The organism is Nocardioides sp. J9, from assembly GCF_007829375.1.
Classification (GTDB): domain Bacteria; phylum Actinomycetota; class Actinomycetes; order Propionibacteriales; family Nocardioidaceae; genus Nocardioides.
Map to the genome: position 1 here is coordinate 1 of NZ_VLJQ01000078.1, position 15135 is coordinate 15135.

The 15135-nt window shown below is 72.7% G+C and carries 15 protein-coding genes and 1 pseudogene; 14 read left to right on the forward strand and 2 right to left on the reverse strand.

The window, feature by feature from the left end; all coding sequences use genetic code 11:
- Positions 1-442: 442 nt before the first annotated feature.
- Positions 443-1675: a Fic family protein gene (locus L615_RS12955; RefSeq protein ID WP_145725330.1), complete on the reverse strand. Its 1233-nt coding sequence runs from the start codon at positions 1673-1675 to the stop codon at positions 443-445.
- A gap of 176 nt (positions 1676-1851) precedes the next feature.
- Here L615_RS12955 and rplS point away from each other — a divergent pair, with 176 nt between their 5' ends.
- From rplS to L615_RS13010, 12 genes and pseudogenes are all read left to right on the forward strand, one after another.
- Positions 1852-2214: a 50S ribosomal protein L19 gene (gene rplS / locus L615_RS12960; protein ID WP_028655838.1), complete on the forward strand. Its 363-nt coding sequence runs from the start codon at positions 1852-1854 to the stop codon at positions 2212-2214.
- A gap of 94 nt (positions 2215-2308) precedes the next feature.
- Positions 2309-3181 carry a signal peptidase I gene (lepB, locus tag L615_RS12965; RefSeq protein ID WP_051485807.1) on the forward strand — a complete coding sequence of 291 codons (873 nt, stop codon included), beginning with the start codon at positions 2309-2311 and terminating at the stop codon, positions 3179-3181.
- Between the two features lie 12 nt (positions 3182-3193).
- Positions 3194-3880 carry a ribonuclease HII gene (locus L615_RS12970; protein WP_145725331.1) on the forward strand — a complete coding sequence of 229 codons (687 nt, stop codon included), beginning with the start codon at positions 3194-3196 and terminating at the stop codon, positions 3878-3880.
- Positions 3881-3890: 10 nt separating this feature from the next.
- Positions 3891-4199: a DUF2469 domain-containing protein gene (locus L615_RS12975; protein ID WP_028655836.1), complete on the forward strand. Its 309-nt coding sequence runs from the start codon at positions 3891-3893 to the stop codon at positions 4197-4199.
- Positions 4200-4337: 138 nt separating this feature from the next.
- Complete coding sequence (locus L615_RS12980; protein WP_145725332.1) at positions 4338-6098, forward strand: pilus assembly protein TadG-related protein; 1761 nt, start codon at positions 4338-4340, stop codon at positions 6096-6098.
- A 140-nt stretch (positions 6099-6238) separates the two neighbouring features.
- Positions 6239-6721 carry a TadE/TadG family type IV pilus assembly protein gene (locus tag L615_RS23330; protein WP_261376680.1) on the forward strand — a complete coding sequence of 161 codons (483 nt, stop codon included), beginning with the start codon at positions 6239-6241 and terminating at the stop codon, positions 6719-6721.
- The gene (locus tag L615_RS12990) at positions 6721-8316 is read left to right on the forward strand and encodes a pilus assembly protein TadG-related protein (RefSeq protein ID WP_145725333.1); all 1596 of its coding nucleotides are present in this window, start codon (positions 6721-6723) and stop codon (positions 8314-8316) included. Before L615_RS23330 ends, L615_RS12990 begins: the two co-directional genes overlap by 1 nt.
- Positions 8317-8444: 128 nt before the next feature.
- Positions 8445-8813 (forward strand): YraN family protein, encoded by a 369-nt coding sequence (locus L615_RS12995; protein ID WP_028655832.1) that lies wholly within the window; start codon positions 8445-8447, stop codon positions 8811-8813.
- Positions 8813-9136, forward strand: a pseudogene (locus tag L615_RS24230) (magnesium chelatase domain-containing protein); the annotation flags it as partial. The gene L615_RS12995 and the pseudogene L615_RS24230, both read left to right, overlap by 1 nt.
- Before the next feature lie 94 nt (positions 9137-9230).
- Positions 9231-10427: an ATP-binding protein gene (locus L615_RS13000; RefSeq protein ID WP_261376681.1), complete on the forward strand. Its 1197-nt coding sequence runs from the start codon at positions 9231-9233 to the stop codon at positions 10425-10427.
- Positions 10424-11554, forward strand: coding sequence for a DNA-processing protein DprA (gene dprA / locus L615_RS13005; RefSeq protein ID WP_028655830.1), 1131 nt, complete (start codon positions 10424-10426; stop codon positions 11552-11554). Before L615_RS13000 ends, dprA begins: the two co-directional genes overlap by 4 nt.
- Before the next feature lie 28 nt (positions 11555-11582).
- Positions 11583-12533: a tyrosine recombinase XerC gene (locus tag L615_RS13010; RefSeq protein WP_028655829.1), complete on the forward strand. Its 951-nt coding sequence runs from the start codon at positions 11583-11585 to the stop codon at positions 12531-12533.
- Here L615_RS13010 and L615_RS13015 read toward each other — a convergent pair.
- Positions 12481-13080 (reverse strand): murein hydrolase activator EnvC, encoded by a 600-nt coding sequence (locus L615_RS13015; RefSeq protein ID WP_222430543.1) that lies wholly within the window; start codon positions 13078-13080, stop codon positions 12481-12483. The genes L615_RS13010 and L615_RS13015 overlap by 53 nt on opposite strands.
- A 314-nt stretch (positions 13081-13394) precedes the next feature.
- Between L615_RS13015 and rpsB the strand changes: the two genes are divergently transcribed.
- Positions 13395-14288, forward strand: coding sequence for a 30S ribosomal protein S2 (gene rpsB / locus L615_RS13020; protein ID WP_028655828.1), 894 nt, complete (start codon positions 13395-13397; stop codon positions 14286-14288).
- Positions 14289-14326: 38 nt separating this feature from the next.
- On the forward strand, positions 14327-15135 hold an 809-nt coding region (gene tsf, locus L615_RS13025), incomplete at its 3' end, for a translation elongation factor Ts (protein WP_028655827.1).

Genomic DNA, 15135 nt, shown 5'->3' on the forward strand with positions numbered 1-15135 from the left:
TCGTACTGGCCGATCGATGCGTGGTTCCCGAGCTCCATGACTGGATTCTTCCAGAGACCACCGACACTAAGGTGGGCCGAAAACCCGCCTGTGGACTGGGGATTCTCCCGATTCTGTATCCACAATCCGGCTTCAAGGCCCGGTGGTTTCGAGGCTCCTCGCTAGCGCTCGTCGCACCTCAACCACCGGGAGCCGGCGTCGCCTACGGGACTTCAAGCCGACTGTCGAACCCAGCCACCCGCGGTATCCCCTCGTCGCTGCCTTTCGGAGCTGTGCCGGCTACGCAACCGCAGCCCACCGGCACCGACCTCGGCGCCTACGGACCCGCAAGCCGACAGGCGGACCCAGCCACCCGCCGTACTCCCTTGTCGCTGCCTTTCGGAACCGCACCGGCTACGCAACCGCAGCGCGCGGAGATCAGGCGCCTACGCACCCGCAGCGCTCAGTCCTTCCGCAACCTCCGCGCAGAGGCCTGGATCCGCGCACTCAGGTCTTCCACCTCGTGGAGCACGTCCTGGGCGAGCCAGACCGGGGCCTTCCGGGAGCGGCGGGCGCGGGTGAGGATCTTGGCGGCGGTGGCGCGGTCGACGGCGTCCTGGGCGTCGGCCTCGGGGAGGCGGAGGCGGGAGGCGACGAGGTCGGCGTTGATGATCGGCTCCTCGGTGAGCAGGTCGAGGAGGCGGAAGAGGGGCTGGCCGGGGCGGGCCTCGGGGACGGTGGCGCCCCAGCGCTCGCGGACCTCCTGGACGTTCTTCGCGGTGGTCCAGGACTCGGCGGTGGCGATCCGGACGGCGGTGGCCATCATCGCGATGATCGTGCGGGCCCGGCCGTCGCGGTAGTCGTTGAGCGCGTCGAAGTAGGTCTCGCGGTGCGCGACCAGGGCCGAGGCGATCGGGACCGTCAGGTGGCGGGTCGAGCGGCGCCGGCGGAGCACGGCGTGGATGAGGGTGCGGCCGATGCGGCCGTTGCCGTCGATGAACGGGTGGATCGACTCGAACTGGGCGTGCACGATCGCGGCCTGCGCGACGGCGGGGATGTCCTCGCGGTTGGCGAAGGCGAACAGGTCGTCGAGGTAGGCGTCGACGGTCTCCGGCGGCGGGGGCACGTGGAGGGCGCCGATGGGGGAGTAGTCACTGCCGCCGACCCAGTTCTGCGTGGTGCGCAGCTGACCGGCGCGGTGCGCCTCGTCGGGGTGGCGGCGGAACAGCTCGCGGTGGGCGGTGATGATCGCCTCGCGTCGTACGGCGCGGTGGGAGTCCGCGTCGGTGATCATCGTCGCCAGCGCGCGGGTGGCCGAGGCCATCGATACCGCGGAGGCGTTGGCGCCGACGCCGAGCAGGGCGCGGCCGTAGTCGGCGAGGCTGGCGTCGACGTTCTCGATCTTGGAGGAGTCGACCGCCTCGGTGCGCAGCTGGAGGTGGTTGAGGGCGCTGAGGGTGCGGCCGTGGACCAGGTCGAGGTGGCTCAGGTCGCCGGCGCTCGCGGCCGTCATGGCGCCGAGCGTGCGGTCGAGCGGCAGCTCGAGGTCGCGGATGAACGGCGGCAGCGAGACGGTGACCTCCCGCAGCTTGCGGTCGGCGGCCGGCCCGCGGATGATCCGCTGGCGCCAGGGGCGGGTCTCGTACCGGTGCGGCTCCCAGTCGAGGGGCGTCGCGTCGTCCCCGGGCGCGGTCATGGCACCAGTCTGGCAGCACCCGGCGGCCCGCCCGTCCGGATTTCCGGTGGTCGTGGTCACTGTGCGAGGATTCTCTGTCGGTGTCGCGGACGCTTCTGCCACAGGGGAACCGTCGACCGCGTACCACCTCGATCCACTACTACCGCGGCTGACCTGTGGCACTCGCGAGGAGAATCATGAGCAACCCCAGTCCTGCCCTGGTCACCGAGCTCGGCAACGCTGCCAAGCGCGACGACATCCCCGACTTCCGCGCCGGTGACACCGTCAAGGTGCACGTGAAGGTCGTCGAGGGCAACCGGTCCCGCGTCCAGGTCTTCCAGGGCGTCGTCATCCGCGTCCACGGCTCGGGCGTCGGTCGCACCTTCACCGTCCGCAAGGTCTCCTTCGGCGTCGGTGTCGAGCGGACCTTCCCGCTCCACTCGCCGATCTTCGAGAAGATCGAGGTCGTCACCTACGGCGACGTGCGCCGCTCGAAGCTGTACTACCTGCGCAACCTGCGCGGCAAGGCCGCCAAGATCAAGGAGCGTCGCGAGGTCTGAGCCTCCGCTCGACGAAGCGCTCCACGAAGGCCCGACCGGTTCCGGTCGGGCCTTCGTGCATCTCACGGGCCCGGCCTGCCTAGACTCGACCCTCGTGACGACCGACGAGACCGACGGCTCCCCGGAGCGCCCCGAGGACGCCCCGGCCAGCGAGGGCAGCGGGTCCCGACGCAGCCACGCAGCGACCCGCAAGCACCTGCCCGTGTGGCAGGAGAGCATCCTGCTGCTCGCGGTCGCCCTCGGCCTCGCCATCGTGATCAAGGCGTTCTTCGTCCAGGCGTTCTACATCCCCTCGGAGTCGATGGAGCCCGGCCTGGTCGAGAACGACCGGATCCTGGTCCAGAAGGTGTCCTACTGGTTCGGCGGCAGCCCGCAGCGCGGCGACGTCGTCGTCTTCGAGGACCCGGGCGAGTGGCTCGGGCCGGCCGACTCCGCCGGCCCCACCGGCCTCGCCAGCCTGTTGTCGAAGGTCGGGCTCTACCCGACCGGCGGCCACCTCGTGAAGCGCGTGATCGGCACCGAGGGCGACATCGTCGTGTGCTGCGACGAGCAGGGCCGGCTCTCGGTGAACGGCAAGGCCATCGACGAGTCCGACTACCTCGGCCCCGACCCGGGCAGCTGCACCGCGCCGGTCGAGGACTGGGTCACCGAGCGCGGCTCGGCGCTGGCCCGGCCGTGCAGCTGGACCATCGGGCCGATCCCGGTCGGCAAGCTGCTGGTCCTCGGCGACAACCGCGGCCACTCCGCCGACTCCCGCGCCCACCTGTGCAGCGCCGACGAGGACCCGTGCACCCAGAGCCCCTGGGTCGACACCGACCTGGTGGTGGGCAAGGTCTTCACGCTGATCTGGCCGCGCGACCGCTGGCGCTGGATCAGCCGCCCCGAAGCCTTCGCCGACGTCCCCGACGCCCCGCCCGCCGACCTGGTCGAGAAGGCCGAGAAGGTCGACGCGCTGGGCCGGAGCTAGCGGGGTGGGCACGTGACGACGCTGCCCCGGGGAGCGACGGTACGACGCGACGCCGGCATCTACGGCTACGAGCGTGCCCTGCGTCGCCACGGCCTCGAGCCGGTCGCCGGCGTGGACGAGGCCGGCCGCGGGGCCTGCGCGGGCCCGCTGGTGGCCGGCGCCGCGATCCTGCCGCCCGGCAAGGCCGGGATCGTGCCCGGCCTCGCCGACTCCAAGCTGCTGACCGCCGCGTCGCGGGAGCGGTGCTACGAGCAGATCGTCAAGCGCGCCGTCGCCTGGTCGGTCGTGGTCATCCCGCACGAGGAGTGCGACCGGCTCGGCATGCACGTCGCCAACGTCGAGGCGCTGCGGCGCGCCGTCGCGAAGCTGGCCGTCGCGCCGTCGTACGTGCTGACCGACGGGTTCCCGGTCGACGGGCTCGGTGCCCCCGGCCTGGCCGTCTGGAAGGGCGACCGGGTGGCGGCCTGCGTGGCCGCCGCGTCGGTGCTCGCCAAGGTGACCCGCGACCGGCTCATGCTCGAGCTCGACGAGCAGTGGCCGGAGTACGACTTCAAGACCCACAAGGGCTACATCACCGCCACCCACACCGCCGCGCTCGAGCTGCACGGGCCCTCGCCGGTGCACCGGATGCGCTTCGTCAACGTGCGACGCGCGGCCGGGCTGGAGCCGCTCCCGTCCGCGTTGGCGGAGGACGGCTAGAGTCGGCCACGTGAGCGCCGAGGACCTCGAGAAGTACGAGACCGAGCAGGAGCTGAACCTCTACCGGGAGTACCGCGACGTCGTCGGCATCTTCAAGTACGTCGTCGAGACCGACCGCCGGTTCTACCTGTGCAACTCGGTCGACGTGAAGGCGCGCTCCGAGGGCACGGACGTCTTCTTCGAGGTGACCATCGCCGACGCCTGGGTGTGGGACATGTACCGCCCCGCCCGGTTCGCGAAGAACGTGAAGGTGCTGACCTTCAAGGACGTCAACGTCGAGGAGCTCGCCACCTCGGACATCGAGCTCCCCAAGAGCTGACCGAACGGACGGATCCCCCGGGACGAACGTCCCGATTCCGCCCCCGGGACTTGCGCGCAGGCCCCTCCAGGCCGATCCATGTATGTCAGGGCCGGCACCGGTCGGCCCTGCTGCGACACGGCATCGGGGGAGGGCGCCATGTGGCACCGGCGCGGCTGTGCCCGCGACGACCAGCGGGGAGCGGTCACGCTCGTCATGGTCGTGGTGACGGCAGTCCTCATGGTCGGCTCCGCCTTCGTCGTCGACATCGGGCTCCAGCGGGTCGCCCGCGCCGACATGCAGGCCGTCGCCGACCTGGTCGCGCTCGACCTCGCCCGCGAGCTCGACGGCCGCACCGTCGCGGAGCTCGCGCCGGTCCTGGACGAGGTGCTGGCCGAGAGCGCCGCGCGCAACGCCGACATCGTCGGCGAGGGCCCCGCCGACCTCGACTACGAGGTCGGCCACATGGACTCCTCCGGCTTCCAGCAGATGAGCTCCGGCGTCCCGTCGGCGGTCCGGGTCGTGGCCCACACCGAGGTGGCCTTCGCCTTCGCCTCGATCACCGGTGACGAGTCCGGGGATGCCACCCGCACCGCGGCCGCCGAGAGCTCCTCGACCGCCTGCTTCCGGCTGGGGTCCTTCGTCGCGGCGATCCGCAGCGGCGACAGCACCGTGCTCGCCCCGCTCAACGACCTGCTGGGCGTCAACCTCGACCTCGTCGGCTACCGCGGCCTCGCGCTCGCCGACGTGCGCCTCCTCGACCTCGCCGCCACGACGGTCATCGGCAGCCCGGAGCGCCTGCTCGGCGGCACCATCACGTACGCCGAGCTGGTGCTCGCCACGATCGAGGCGCTCTCGAACGAGCCGGAGGACAACGCGGTCGCCATCACCGCGCTGCACCGCATCGCGTCCTCCGCCGTCACCGCGTCGGTCGGCACCATCTCCCTCGGTGACGTCCTCAACGTCGCCCCCACCGACCGTGCGGCCCTCGGGATCGACCTCGACGTGCTCGACCTCGTCGCCTCGGCCCGGCTCTCCGACGGCGAGCACTTCATCGGCGTGCCGAACATCCAGGGCGGGGTCCCCGGCGTCGGGTTCCAGTTCACCGGCGGCATCACCCTCGTCGCCGCCGCCGAGCTCGCCTGCGGCGTGCCGAACTCCGCCCAGGCCGTCGCGGACACCGCCCAGCTCGACGGCACGCTCGGCATCAAGTTCACGAACATGCCCAGCCTCAACATCCCGGGCCTGGGCACCCTGCAGACCCCGAAGGGGAGCGGCTCCCTCGAGGTCGTGGCCGGCAGCGGCACCGGCCGGCTGGTCTCGCCGCCGCAGGTGCACTGCGGCGACGGGTCGGCAGTCGACCCCGCGACGTTCAGCGTGCAGGTCGCGAGCGGGCTGGCGTCGTACCAGCTGCACGCGGACGTCTCGGTCGCCGCCGAGGTGAAGCTCTCCAACCTGCTCGGCCTGGGCCTCACGAACGTCCTGACCAACCTGCTCGGCAACATCCTCGACCTCGGCAGCAAGATCTCGCTCGAGGTCGAGGTCCGGCTCACCATCGGCACGTCGAGCAGCGGCGGCGGCGGTCGTGCCGACCTGCGCCTGCCCCCGAACGACGAGACCCCCGTCTCCGTCGGTTCGGCGATGACCCTCGACGTGGCCTCCATCGTCCCGACGGTCACGTCGGTGAAGCTCAACGGCCAGGTGGCCCAGCTGCCCGCCGTCACCGCGATCACCGGCCCGATCCTCGAGGTGCTCACCACGTCGGGGAAGGGATTCGTGGAGAAGACGCTGACGCCGCTCGTCGAGAACATCAACCAGCAGTTCATCGGCCCCGTCGCGCGGATGGTGGGCCTGCGCCTCGCCGGCGCCGACGTGTACGCCGTGGGCGTCACCTGCGCGACTCCGCGCCTCGTGGGATGACTAGTACCAAAGGACTAGGCGAAATCCCCCGGCCGGGCAGAGTTACCCGGGATTCGTTCCCTCGTTGTGAACGCGAACACTATCCTCCGGACATCGCCACTCGGGGGCGTCATGGGAGCTTGAGGCGGGGAGGCCGGCCGATGAGGCGTGTAGTGCTGTGGGGGCGCGCTCGTGCGCGTGCACGAGGGCACGAGAGGGGTGCCGCCGCGGTCGAGTTCGCGCTGATCATGCCGATCCTGCTGCTCCTGGTCTTCGGCATCATCAGCTACGGCTACATGCTGAGCTTCCGCCAGGCCATCAGCCAGGCCGCCGCCGAGGGCGCCCGCGCGGCCGCGGTCGCCCAGCGTGACGCCGACCAGGTGCCTGCGGCGCTCGCGGCGCTCAACGACGCACTGGACAGCTACGGCGTCACCTGCAGCGGCAATTCGCTCAGCCGCAACGGTGACCCCGCCGGGTCGTGCGCGGTCGACGTCGCGACCTGTGCCGGCGAGGCCGCCTCGGTCCGCTGCGTCACCGTGACGATCAACTACGACTACGACGGCAGCCCGCTGCTGCCGGTGCCCGGCATGGGCATCGTGCTGCCCGACAACCTGAAGTACAGCGCCGTCGCGAGGGTCAGCTGATGGAGCGCCGGCTCCGCCGCGCCCGGGACGAGCGCGGCGTCGTCGCCGTCGTCATGGGCGTCGGGCTGACGCTCGTGCTGCTGGTGATCTCCGCCTTCGCGGTCGACCTCGGCATGCAGCGCACCGCCCGCCGCGACATGCAGGCCCTGGCCGACGTCGTCGCGCTCGACCTCGCCCGCAACCTCGACGGGCGCACCCGCGGTGCGCTGGCGGCCACCATGAACACCGAGATGGCCAAGAGCGTGGCCCGCAACAGAGACACCGTCGGCGCCGCACCGGACCTGAGCTGGGACCTCGGCAAGCTCGTCGACGGCGAGTTCGTGCCGGTCGCGAGCGGCGAGGTTCCGAACGCCGTGCGCGTCATTGCCGACACCTCCGTCGACTTCGCGTTCGACGGGATCACGGGCGTCGCGACCGGCGACGCACGTCGTACCGCCGTCGCGCAGTCCGAGGGCGGCGCCTGCTTCTCGATCGGGTCCTACGCCGCGCGCGTCAACACCGGCGCCTCGCCCATCCTCGGCCCGCTGCTGGGCGCACTGGGCAGCAACGTCAACGTCGGCGCGATCGACTACAACGGCCTCGCCAACGCCGACATCCAGCTGCTCGACCTGCTCGGCGCCAAGGTCGGCGCCGGCACGCTCGGCGCCCTGGTCGAGGGCGGCCAGCTGCTCAGCCTCGCCGACTTCTACCTGGCCACCGCCGAGGTGCTGGCCCAGCAGGGTCACGCCGCGTACGTCGGCCTCCTGCAGTCGATCGCGGTCGGCCTGGAGGACGTCAAGCTCAACGCCGGGGACCTGATCGACCTCGGCACCGGCGGCTCCACGGGCCTCGACGCGGGGCTCAACCTGCTCGACCTGGTCACGGCCGCAGCCGCCGCTGCCACCGGGCAGAACGCACTCACGATCCCGCAGGCGGCCGTGAACCTCGGACCGCTGGCCAACGTCGGTGTGAGCCTCTCGGCCATCGAGGCGCCTCGTCTGGCCTGCGGTCGGAAGAACCAGGTCACCGCCGAGTCGAGCCAGATCCAGGTCAACCTGTCGGCGAACGCGCTCAAGCTGGACCTCGCGCTGGTCGGGAAGACCGACATCAGCCTCAGCGGCTCGGTCAAGGTCGCGTCGGCCAAGGGGGCGTTGACCGACGTCCGCTGCTCGCCGAACACCGGGCTGAGCATCCGGGTCTCCGACGGCCTGCTCGACGTCGACCTGAAGCTCGAGATCACCGTCTACCTGCTCGGCATCCCGGTCGTGGGTGGCCCGATCACCATCAAGGGGTCGACCACGACCTCGGGGGTGGCGAACATCGAGATCACCAAGGACGGCGACTACGACATCCCGAACACGATCGGCTCGGGGACCGGCGGCCTCCCGGTGCTGACCGTGAACACCAACGCCATCAAGCTGATCGGGCTCCCCGTCGGTGTGGTCCTCGGCCCGATCATCAACGGGCTGCTGTCCGGGCTGGTGAACCCGCTGATCCAGAGCCTGGACACGGTGCTGCTCAGCCCGTTGCTCAACGCGCTCGGCATCGACCTCAGCGGCGCGGACATCTACAAGTTCCGCACCCCGAAGTGCGACTCGCCGAAGCTGGTCGGCTGACCCCACCCGTCACGCGGGTGCACTGAGCGTCCCGCCCACGCGCTGCTGCCTGTGGACGACGCCCGTCGTCCACAGGCGCGGCTCGTGGTCCTGTCCCGTCGTCGCCGGTCGGCGTGACGCTGGCGGGCATGACGACGACTGCGCAGGCCCGCAAGGCGATCGGGGCGTACGGCGAGGGCCGGGCCGCCCGCCACCTCGTGGAGCTCGGCATGACCGTGCTCGAGCGGAACTGGCGGTGCGCCGAGGGCGAGGTCGACATCGTCGCCCGCGACGGCACCACCCTCGTGGTGTGCGAGGTGAAGACCCGCACCAGCCTCGTCGCCGGCACGCCTCACGAGGCGGTCACCGACGAGAAGCTCGAGCGGCTCAAGCGGCTCGGCGAGCGCTGGGCCGCCGAGCACGACGTGACGCCGGACGGCATCCGGGTCGACCTGGTCGCGGTGATGCTGCGCCGCCGCGGCGCGCCCACCCTCGAGCACGTCGCCGGGCTCCTCTGATGGCGTTCGCGACGACCCGCTGCGTGGCCCTCGACGGGGCCCGTGGTCACCTGGTCGACGTCCAGGTCGACGTGTCGCCGGGGAAGGCCGACGTCGTGGTCGTCGGACGCGCGGGCGCGGCGCTGCGCGAGGGCCTGGACCGGGTGCGGATGGCCGTCGTCAACAGCGACCTCACCTGGCCCGCGGCGCAACGGACGACGATCCTGCTGTCGCCGGCCGACCTGCCCAAGTCCGGCACCCACTTCGACCTCGCCATGGCGGTGACGGTGCTGGCCGCGACCGGCCAGGTCGAGCACCGCCAGGTCGACAGGACCGCGTTCATCGGCGAGCTGACCCTCGCGGGCTGCCTCCGCCCGGCGGTCGGGGTCCTGCCGATGGGGATGGGGGGGGGCGCCCGCCGCCGGTGGGGTGCGCCGGGTGGTCGTTCCGGAGCCGCAGGTCGAGGAGGCGCGGATGGTGCCGGACCTGACCGTGATCGGCGTCCGCTCGCTCGCCCAGGTGGTCGCCGTGCTCGTCGGGGACCCGCTGCCGGACGCGCCACCGGTCGCCCCGGCCTCCGGCACGCACCTGGTGCAGTGGCGGGGTGCCGACCGGCTCGACGACCTCGACCTCGCCGACCTGCGCGGCATGCTCGACGAGAAGTACGCCGCCGAGGTGGCCGCCGCCGGCGGGCACGCCCTGATGCTGTCCGGCGCCAAGGGCTGCGGGAAGACCAGCCTCGCCGAGCGGCTGCCGACGATCCTGCCCGACCTCACGCCCGAGGAGTCCCTCGAGCTGACCGCGCTGCACTCGCTCGCCGGCGTCCTCGACCCGTCCTCCGGGATGGTCGTCCGGCCACCCTTCGCCGCGCCGCACCACGACGCCAGCAAGGTGAGCGTGATCGGCGGCGGCCACGGCCGGGTCCACCCCGGCGAGATCTCGCGGGCGCACTGCGGAGTCCTCTTCCTCGACGAGTTCCCGCTCTTCCGCGCCGACGTGATCGAGGCGCTGCGCCAGCCGCTGGAGAGCGGCGACATCACGATCGCGCGCCGCGACGAGTCGGTCACCCTGCCGGCCGGCGGGATGCTGGTCGTCGCGAGCAACCCGTGCCCGTGCGGCAACTACACCGCCAACAACCGCACCAACCGCTGCAGCTGCCCCGACCCGGTCCGGCGGCGCTACCAGGCGCGGCTGTCCGGGCCGATCGCCGACCGGATCGACGTGCTGCGCCACGTCCGGCCGGCATCGCCGTCGAGCCACGACCCGTTCCAGCCGGCCGAGCCGTCCGCGGCCGTCCGCGAGCGGGTCGCCGCGGCGCGGGCCCGACAACGGGAGCGGTTCGCCGAGCACGGCTGGCGCCTCAACGCACAGGTGCCGAGCCCGCGCCTCAAGGACACCTGGCCGGTCGCGGAGGAGGCGCGGCGGCTGATCGACAAGGAGACGCACGGCGGTCGGCTGAGCGCGCGGGGTGCGGTGCGCGTGCAGCGGCTGGCCTGGACGGTGGCCGACCTCCGCGCCGTCCGGCTCGAGCGGGACGTGACCCCGGGTGTCGAGGAGGTCGACGTCGCCCTACGGCTGCGGATGGGGCGGGCCCTCGACCTGAGCACCGTGCGTGGCGTGGAGGGCGCGGCATGAGCGAGGACGAGCGGCTGGCGCGCGCGACGATCAGCCTCGTCGCCGAGCCCGGCGACCTTCGTGCCCTCGGCCTGGCCAGGCAGCTCGGCCCGGGGGAGTTCCTGGCGGTGCTCCGCGACCACGCCGACCTGCGTGAGTCGTTCACCGCGGCGGCCGCCCGGCTCGCCACCGTCGACCCCGCCCGGGTGCTCGAGCGGGCCGCGGCCAGGGGGATCCGCTTCGTCGTCCCCGGGGACGAGGAGTGGCCCGACCAGCTCGACGACCTCGCCGGCGCGGGCGCCCTCCACGAGCGCGGCGACGTCCCGGTCGGCCTGTGGGTCCGCGGTCCGGGGAGGCTCGACCAGCTCGCCGGGGCGGTCGCGGTCGTCGGGTCCCGCACCTCGACCACCTACGGTGACGAGGTCGCCGGTGACGTGGCCGCCGTCGTCGGCGCCGCGGGGCGGGCGGTCGTCAGCGGCGGGGCCTTCGGCATCGACTACGCCGCCCACCGCGGCGCGCTCAGCGCCGGGGCGCCCACCGTCGCGGTGCTCGCCTGCGGGGTCGACCGGGTCTACCCGACCGCTCACCGCCCGCTCTTCGACCACCTCGCCGAGCACCACGCGATCGTCTCGGAGGCGCCCCCGGGGTCCGCGCCCTTCCGGATCCGCTTTCTGGCCCGCAACCGGCTCATCGCCGCGCTCACCCGTGGCACGGTGGTCGTGGAGGCGGCGCTGCGCAGCGGCGCGCTCAACACCGCGAGCTGGGCCGAGAGGCTCAGCCGGGTCGTGATGGGCACCCCGGGTCCGCTGACCAGTGCGTCGTCGGAGGGTGTGCACCAGCTGCTGCGCCGGGGCGGGGCGGCGCTGGTCACCGGCGGTGCCGACGTGCTCGAGCTCGTCGGGGCGGCGGGGGAGGCGCTGGTCGACGAGCCCCGGGCACCCGAGGCGCCCCGCGACCGGCTCAGCGTGCGGGCCCGCCAGGTCGTGGACGCCGTGCCCACGTCGGCCCCGGCGCCGTCCGCGTCGGTCGCCCGGGTCGCGGGCCTGGGCGTCGCGGAGGTCGACCAGGTCCTGCGCGCGCTCGCGTCCGAGGGGCTCGTCGAGCAGCTGCCGACCGGCTGGCGACTCACCGAGCGCGGGCGTCGGTGAGCCGGTTCCGGCTCCCTACGATGAGGACGTGAGCCCGTCCGACGCCGCGGCCGCCGTCGAGGCGGCCCTTCCCGAGTGGGCCGCCCGCCTGCTCGGGGACTACGAGCGCCACCTGGTCTCCGAGCGCGACCTCGCGAGGCACACGGTCAAGGCCTACCTCGGTGACGTCGGGAGCCTGCTCGACCACGCCGCCCGCCTCGACCTCGCTGGTCCGGCCGAGCTCGACCTGCGCACGCTGCGCAGCTGGCTCGCCCGGCAGCAGGCCTCGGGGCTGTCCCGCACGACGCTGGCCCGCCGCGCCACCGCGGCCCGGGTCTTCACCGGGTGGCTGGCTCGCACGGGCCGTGCCCCCGCGGACGCCGGCTCCGCGCTCGGGTCCCCGAAGCCGCACCGCACCCTGCCCGGCTTGCTGCGCGTCGACGAGGCGCGGGAGCTGATCTCCGCCGCAGCCGAGCTCGCCGACGACGGCAGCCCGCTCGGGCTGCGCGACGTCGCCATGCTCGAGCTGCTCTACGCCACGGGCGTCCGGGTCGGGGAGCTCTGCGCGCTCGACGTCGACGACGTCGACCGGGACCGCAACGTCGTGCGCGTCCTCGGCAAGGGTCGCAAGGAGCGGACCGTGCCCTTCGGGCGTCCCGCCGCGGAGGCGCTGGACCGGTGGACCTCCCACGGGCGGCCCGCGCTCGCGCGTCCCGGCTCCGGCCCGGCCCTCTTCCTCGGAGCCCGCGGTGGGCGGATCGACCAGCGTGCGGTGCGCACCCTGGTCCACCGCCGCCTCGCCGACGTGCCCGGCGCCCCCGACCTCGGACCGCACGGGCTCCGGCACTCGGCGGCGACCCACCTCCTCGAGGGCGGCGCCGACCTGCGCTCGGTCCAGGAGCTGCTCGGCCACGCCTCGCTGGCCACCACCCAGCGCTACACCCACGTCACCACCGACCGCCTCCGCCGGGCCTACCAGCAGGCGCACCCGCGGGCCTGAGGCCGGCCGGCAGCGGCCACGGCGCGTCCCGCCACAGCGGCAGCAGCCGCACCGGGCCGGCACCGACCAGGCGCAGCGGGTCCAGGTAGGTCTCCCCGCGCAGCCAGCCCCAGTGCAGGCAGGCCCGGGGGAAGCAGTGCGACCCGGCCAGCTCCAGGCGGCCGAGCGGCGCCCCGGCCGGCAGCAGGTCGCCCACCTCCACCGTCGCAGCGACCGGTTCGTAGGTCGTCCGGGTGTCCCCGTGGCTGACCGTGACCACCCCGCGTCCCGCGATCCGCCCGGCGAAGGCGACCCGGCCCGGCAACGCGGCGTGCACGACCTGCCCGGGGCGGGCGGCGAGGTCCACCCCGCGGTGCCCCGCGCCCCACGGCACTGCCGGTGGGTCGAACCGGTCGACCACCTCCGGCCGGGGGCGCAGGGGCCACTCGCCGACCGGGTCGTCGCCCGGAGCCGCGCGGCCGGGCGGGGCCGGGAGCAGGAGGAGCAGGAGGAGCGAGAGGGCTGTGAGCGCGAGCAGGACGAGGGCGGGACGTCGGGACGGGTGCACGGTGCGAGCGTGCGCCCCGGCGCCGGTGGTGACCGGGTCCCGGGGGAGCGGGTTGTGGACGACGCGCCGACGGACCCCGTCCTGTGGACGGCTCCCGGCCGCAATTGGGCCGGGAGAGGCGTCACGCCGTAGGCTGAGCAGTACCGGTCCGCCTGGACCGGAATTCGCTCGTCCGCTGACCACGACGGGGTCTCTCCTGGAGAACCGGCCCCGATCGCCCGTGGGCGTCGATCCTCAGTCCGCACGATCCTCCGGGTCGGGCGGTCGGATCGCGTGCAGACGACAGGACCAACTGAAATGAAACAGGAGAAATCATGGCTGTCGTGACCATGCGCCAGCTCCTCGAGAGCGGCGTCCACTTCGGACACCAGACCCGTCGCTGGAACCCGAAGATGAAGCGGTTCATCCTCACGGACCGCAACGGCATCTACATCATCGACCTGCAGCAGTCGCTGGCCTACATCGACCGCAGCTACGCCTTCGTCAAGGAGACCGTGGCCAAGGGCGGCACGATCATGTTCGTCGGCACGAAGAAGCAGGCCCAGGAGGCGATCGCCGAGCAGGCGACCCGCGTCGGCATGCCCTACGTCAACCAGCGCTGGCTGGGCGGCATGCTCACCAACTTCTCGACCGTGCACCAGCGGATCAACCGCCTCAAGGAGCTCGACGAGATCGACTTCGACGACGTCGCGGGCAGCAGCCGCACCAAGAAGGAGCTGCTGCAGATGCGCCGCGAGCGCGACAAGCTGAACAAGTCGCTCGGCGGTATCCGCGAGATGACCCGCACCCCCTCCGCGGTGTGGATCGTCGACACCAACAAGGAGCACCTCGCCGTCGAGGAGGCGCGCAAGCTGCGCATCCCGATCATCGCGATCCTGGACTCCAACTGCGACCCCGACGACGTCGACTTCCCGATCCCGGGCAACGACGACGCCATCCGCGCGGTGGGCCTGCTCACCCGCGTGATCGCCGACGCCGCCGCCGAGGGCCTCATGGCCCGCTCCGGTGCCGGTTCGTCGAGCCCGGCTGCGCAGGAGCCGCTGGCCGAGTGGGAGCGCGAGCTGCTCGAGGGTGCTGAGAAGCCCGCCGAGGCGCCCGCCGCCGACGCTGCCGAGGCCCCCGCCGCCGAGTCGGCCGAGACCCCCGCCGCCGAGGCCCCCGCCGAGGAGGCCTCCACCGAGGCCGCCGACGCCCCGGCCGAGGCCTGAGCGACCACCACACTCCTTCCAGAGAGCGAAGAGGATCCATGGCTTTCACTGCTGCTGACGTCAAGAAGCTCCGCGAGCTGACCAGCGCCGGAATGATGGACTGCAAGAAGGCGCTCGACGAGACCGACGGCGACTTCGACAAGGCCGTCGAGCTGCTCCGCGTCAAGGGCGCGGCCAAGGCTGCCGCCCGTGGCGCCGAGCGGGAGACCTCCGCCGGCCTGGTGGCCAACGCGGGTGGTGCGCTCATCGAGCTGAAGTCGGAGACCGACTTCGTCGCCAAGAACGAGGACTTCATCAAGGCCGCGCAGCAGATCGCCCAGGCGGTCGACGCTGGCAAGGCCACCGACACCGAGGCCGCCAAGGCGCTGCCGCTGGGCGACAGCACCGTCGGCCAGGTCGTCGAGAACCTCGCCATCACCATCGGCGAGAAGATCGAGCTCGGCGGCGTCGCGTACTTCGACGGCCCCGTCGCGGTCTACCTGCACAAGCGTGCCGCCGACCTGCCGCCGGCCGTCGGCGTCATGGTCGAGTACGAGGGTGACGAGGCTGCCGCCCGCGGCGCCGCGATGCAGATCGCCGCGCTCAAGGCGAAGTACCTCACCCGCGACGAGGTCCCCGCGGACATCGTCGAGGCCGAGAAGGACGTCCTGACGAAGAAGACGATCGAGGAGGGCAAGCCCGAGGCTGCTGTCGCCAAGATCGTCGAGGGCCGTCTCAACGGCTTCTTCAAGGAGATCGTCCTGCTCGAGCAGGAGTCCGTCTCGGAGTCGAAGAAGACGGTCAAGGCCGTCCTCGACGAGGCCGGCACCACGGTCAAGCGGTTCGCCCGCTTCGAGGCCAGCGTCTG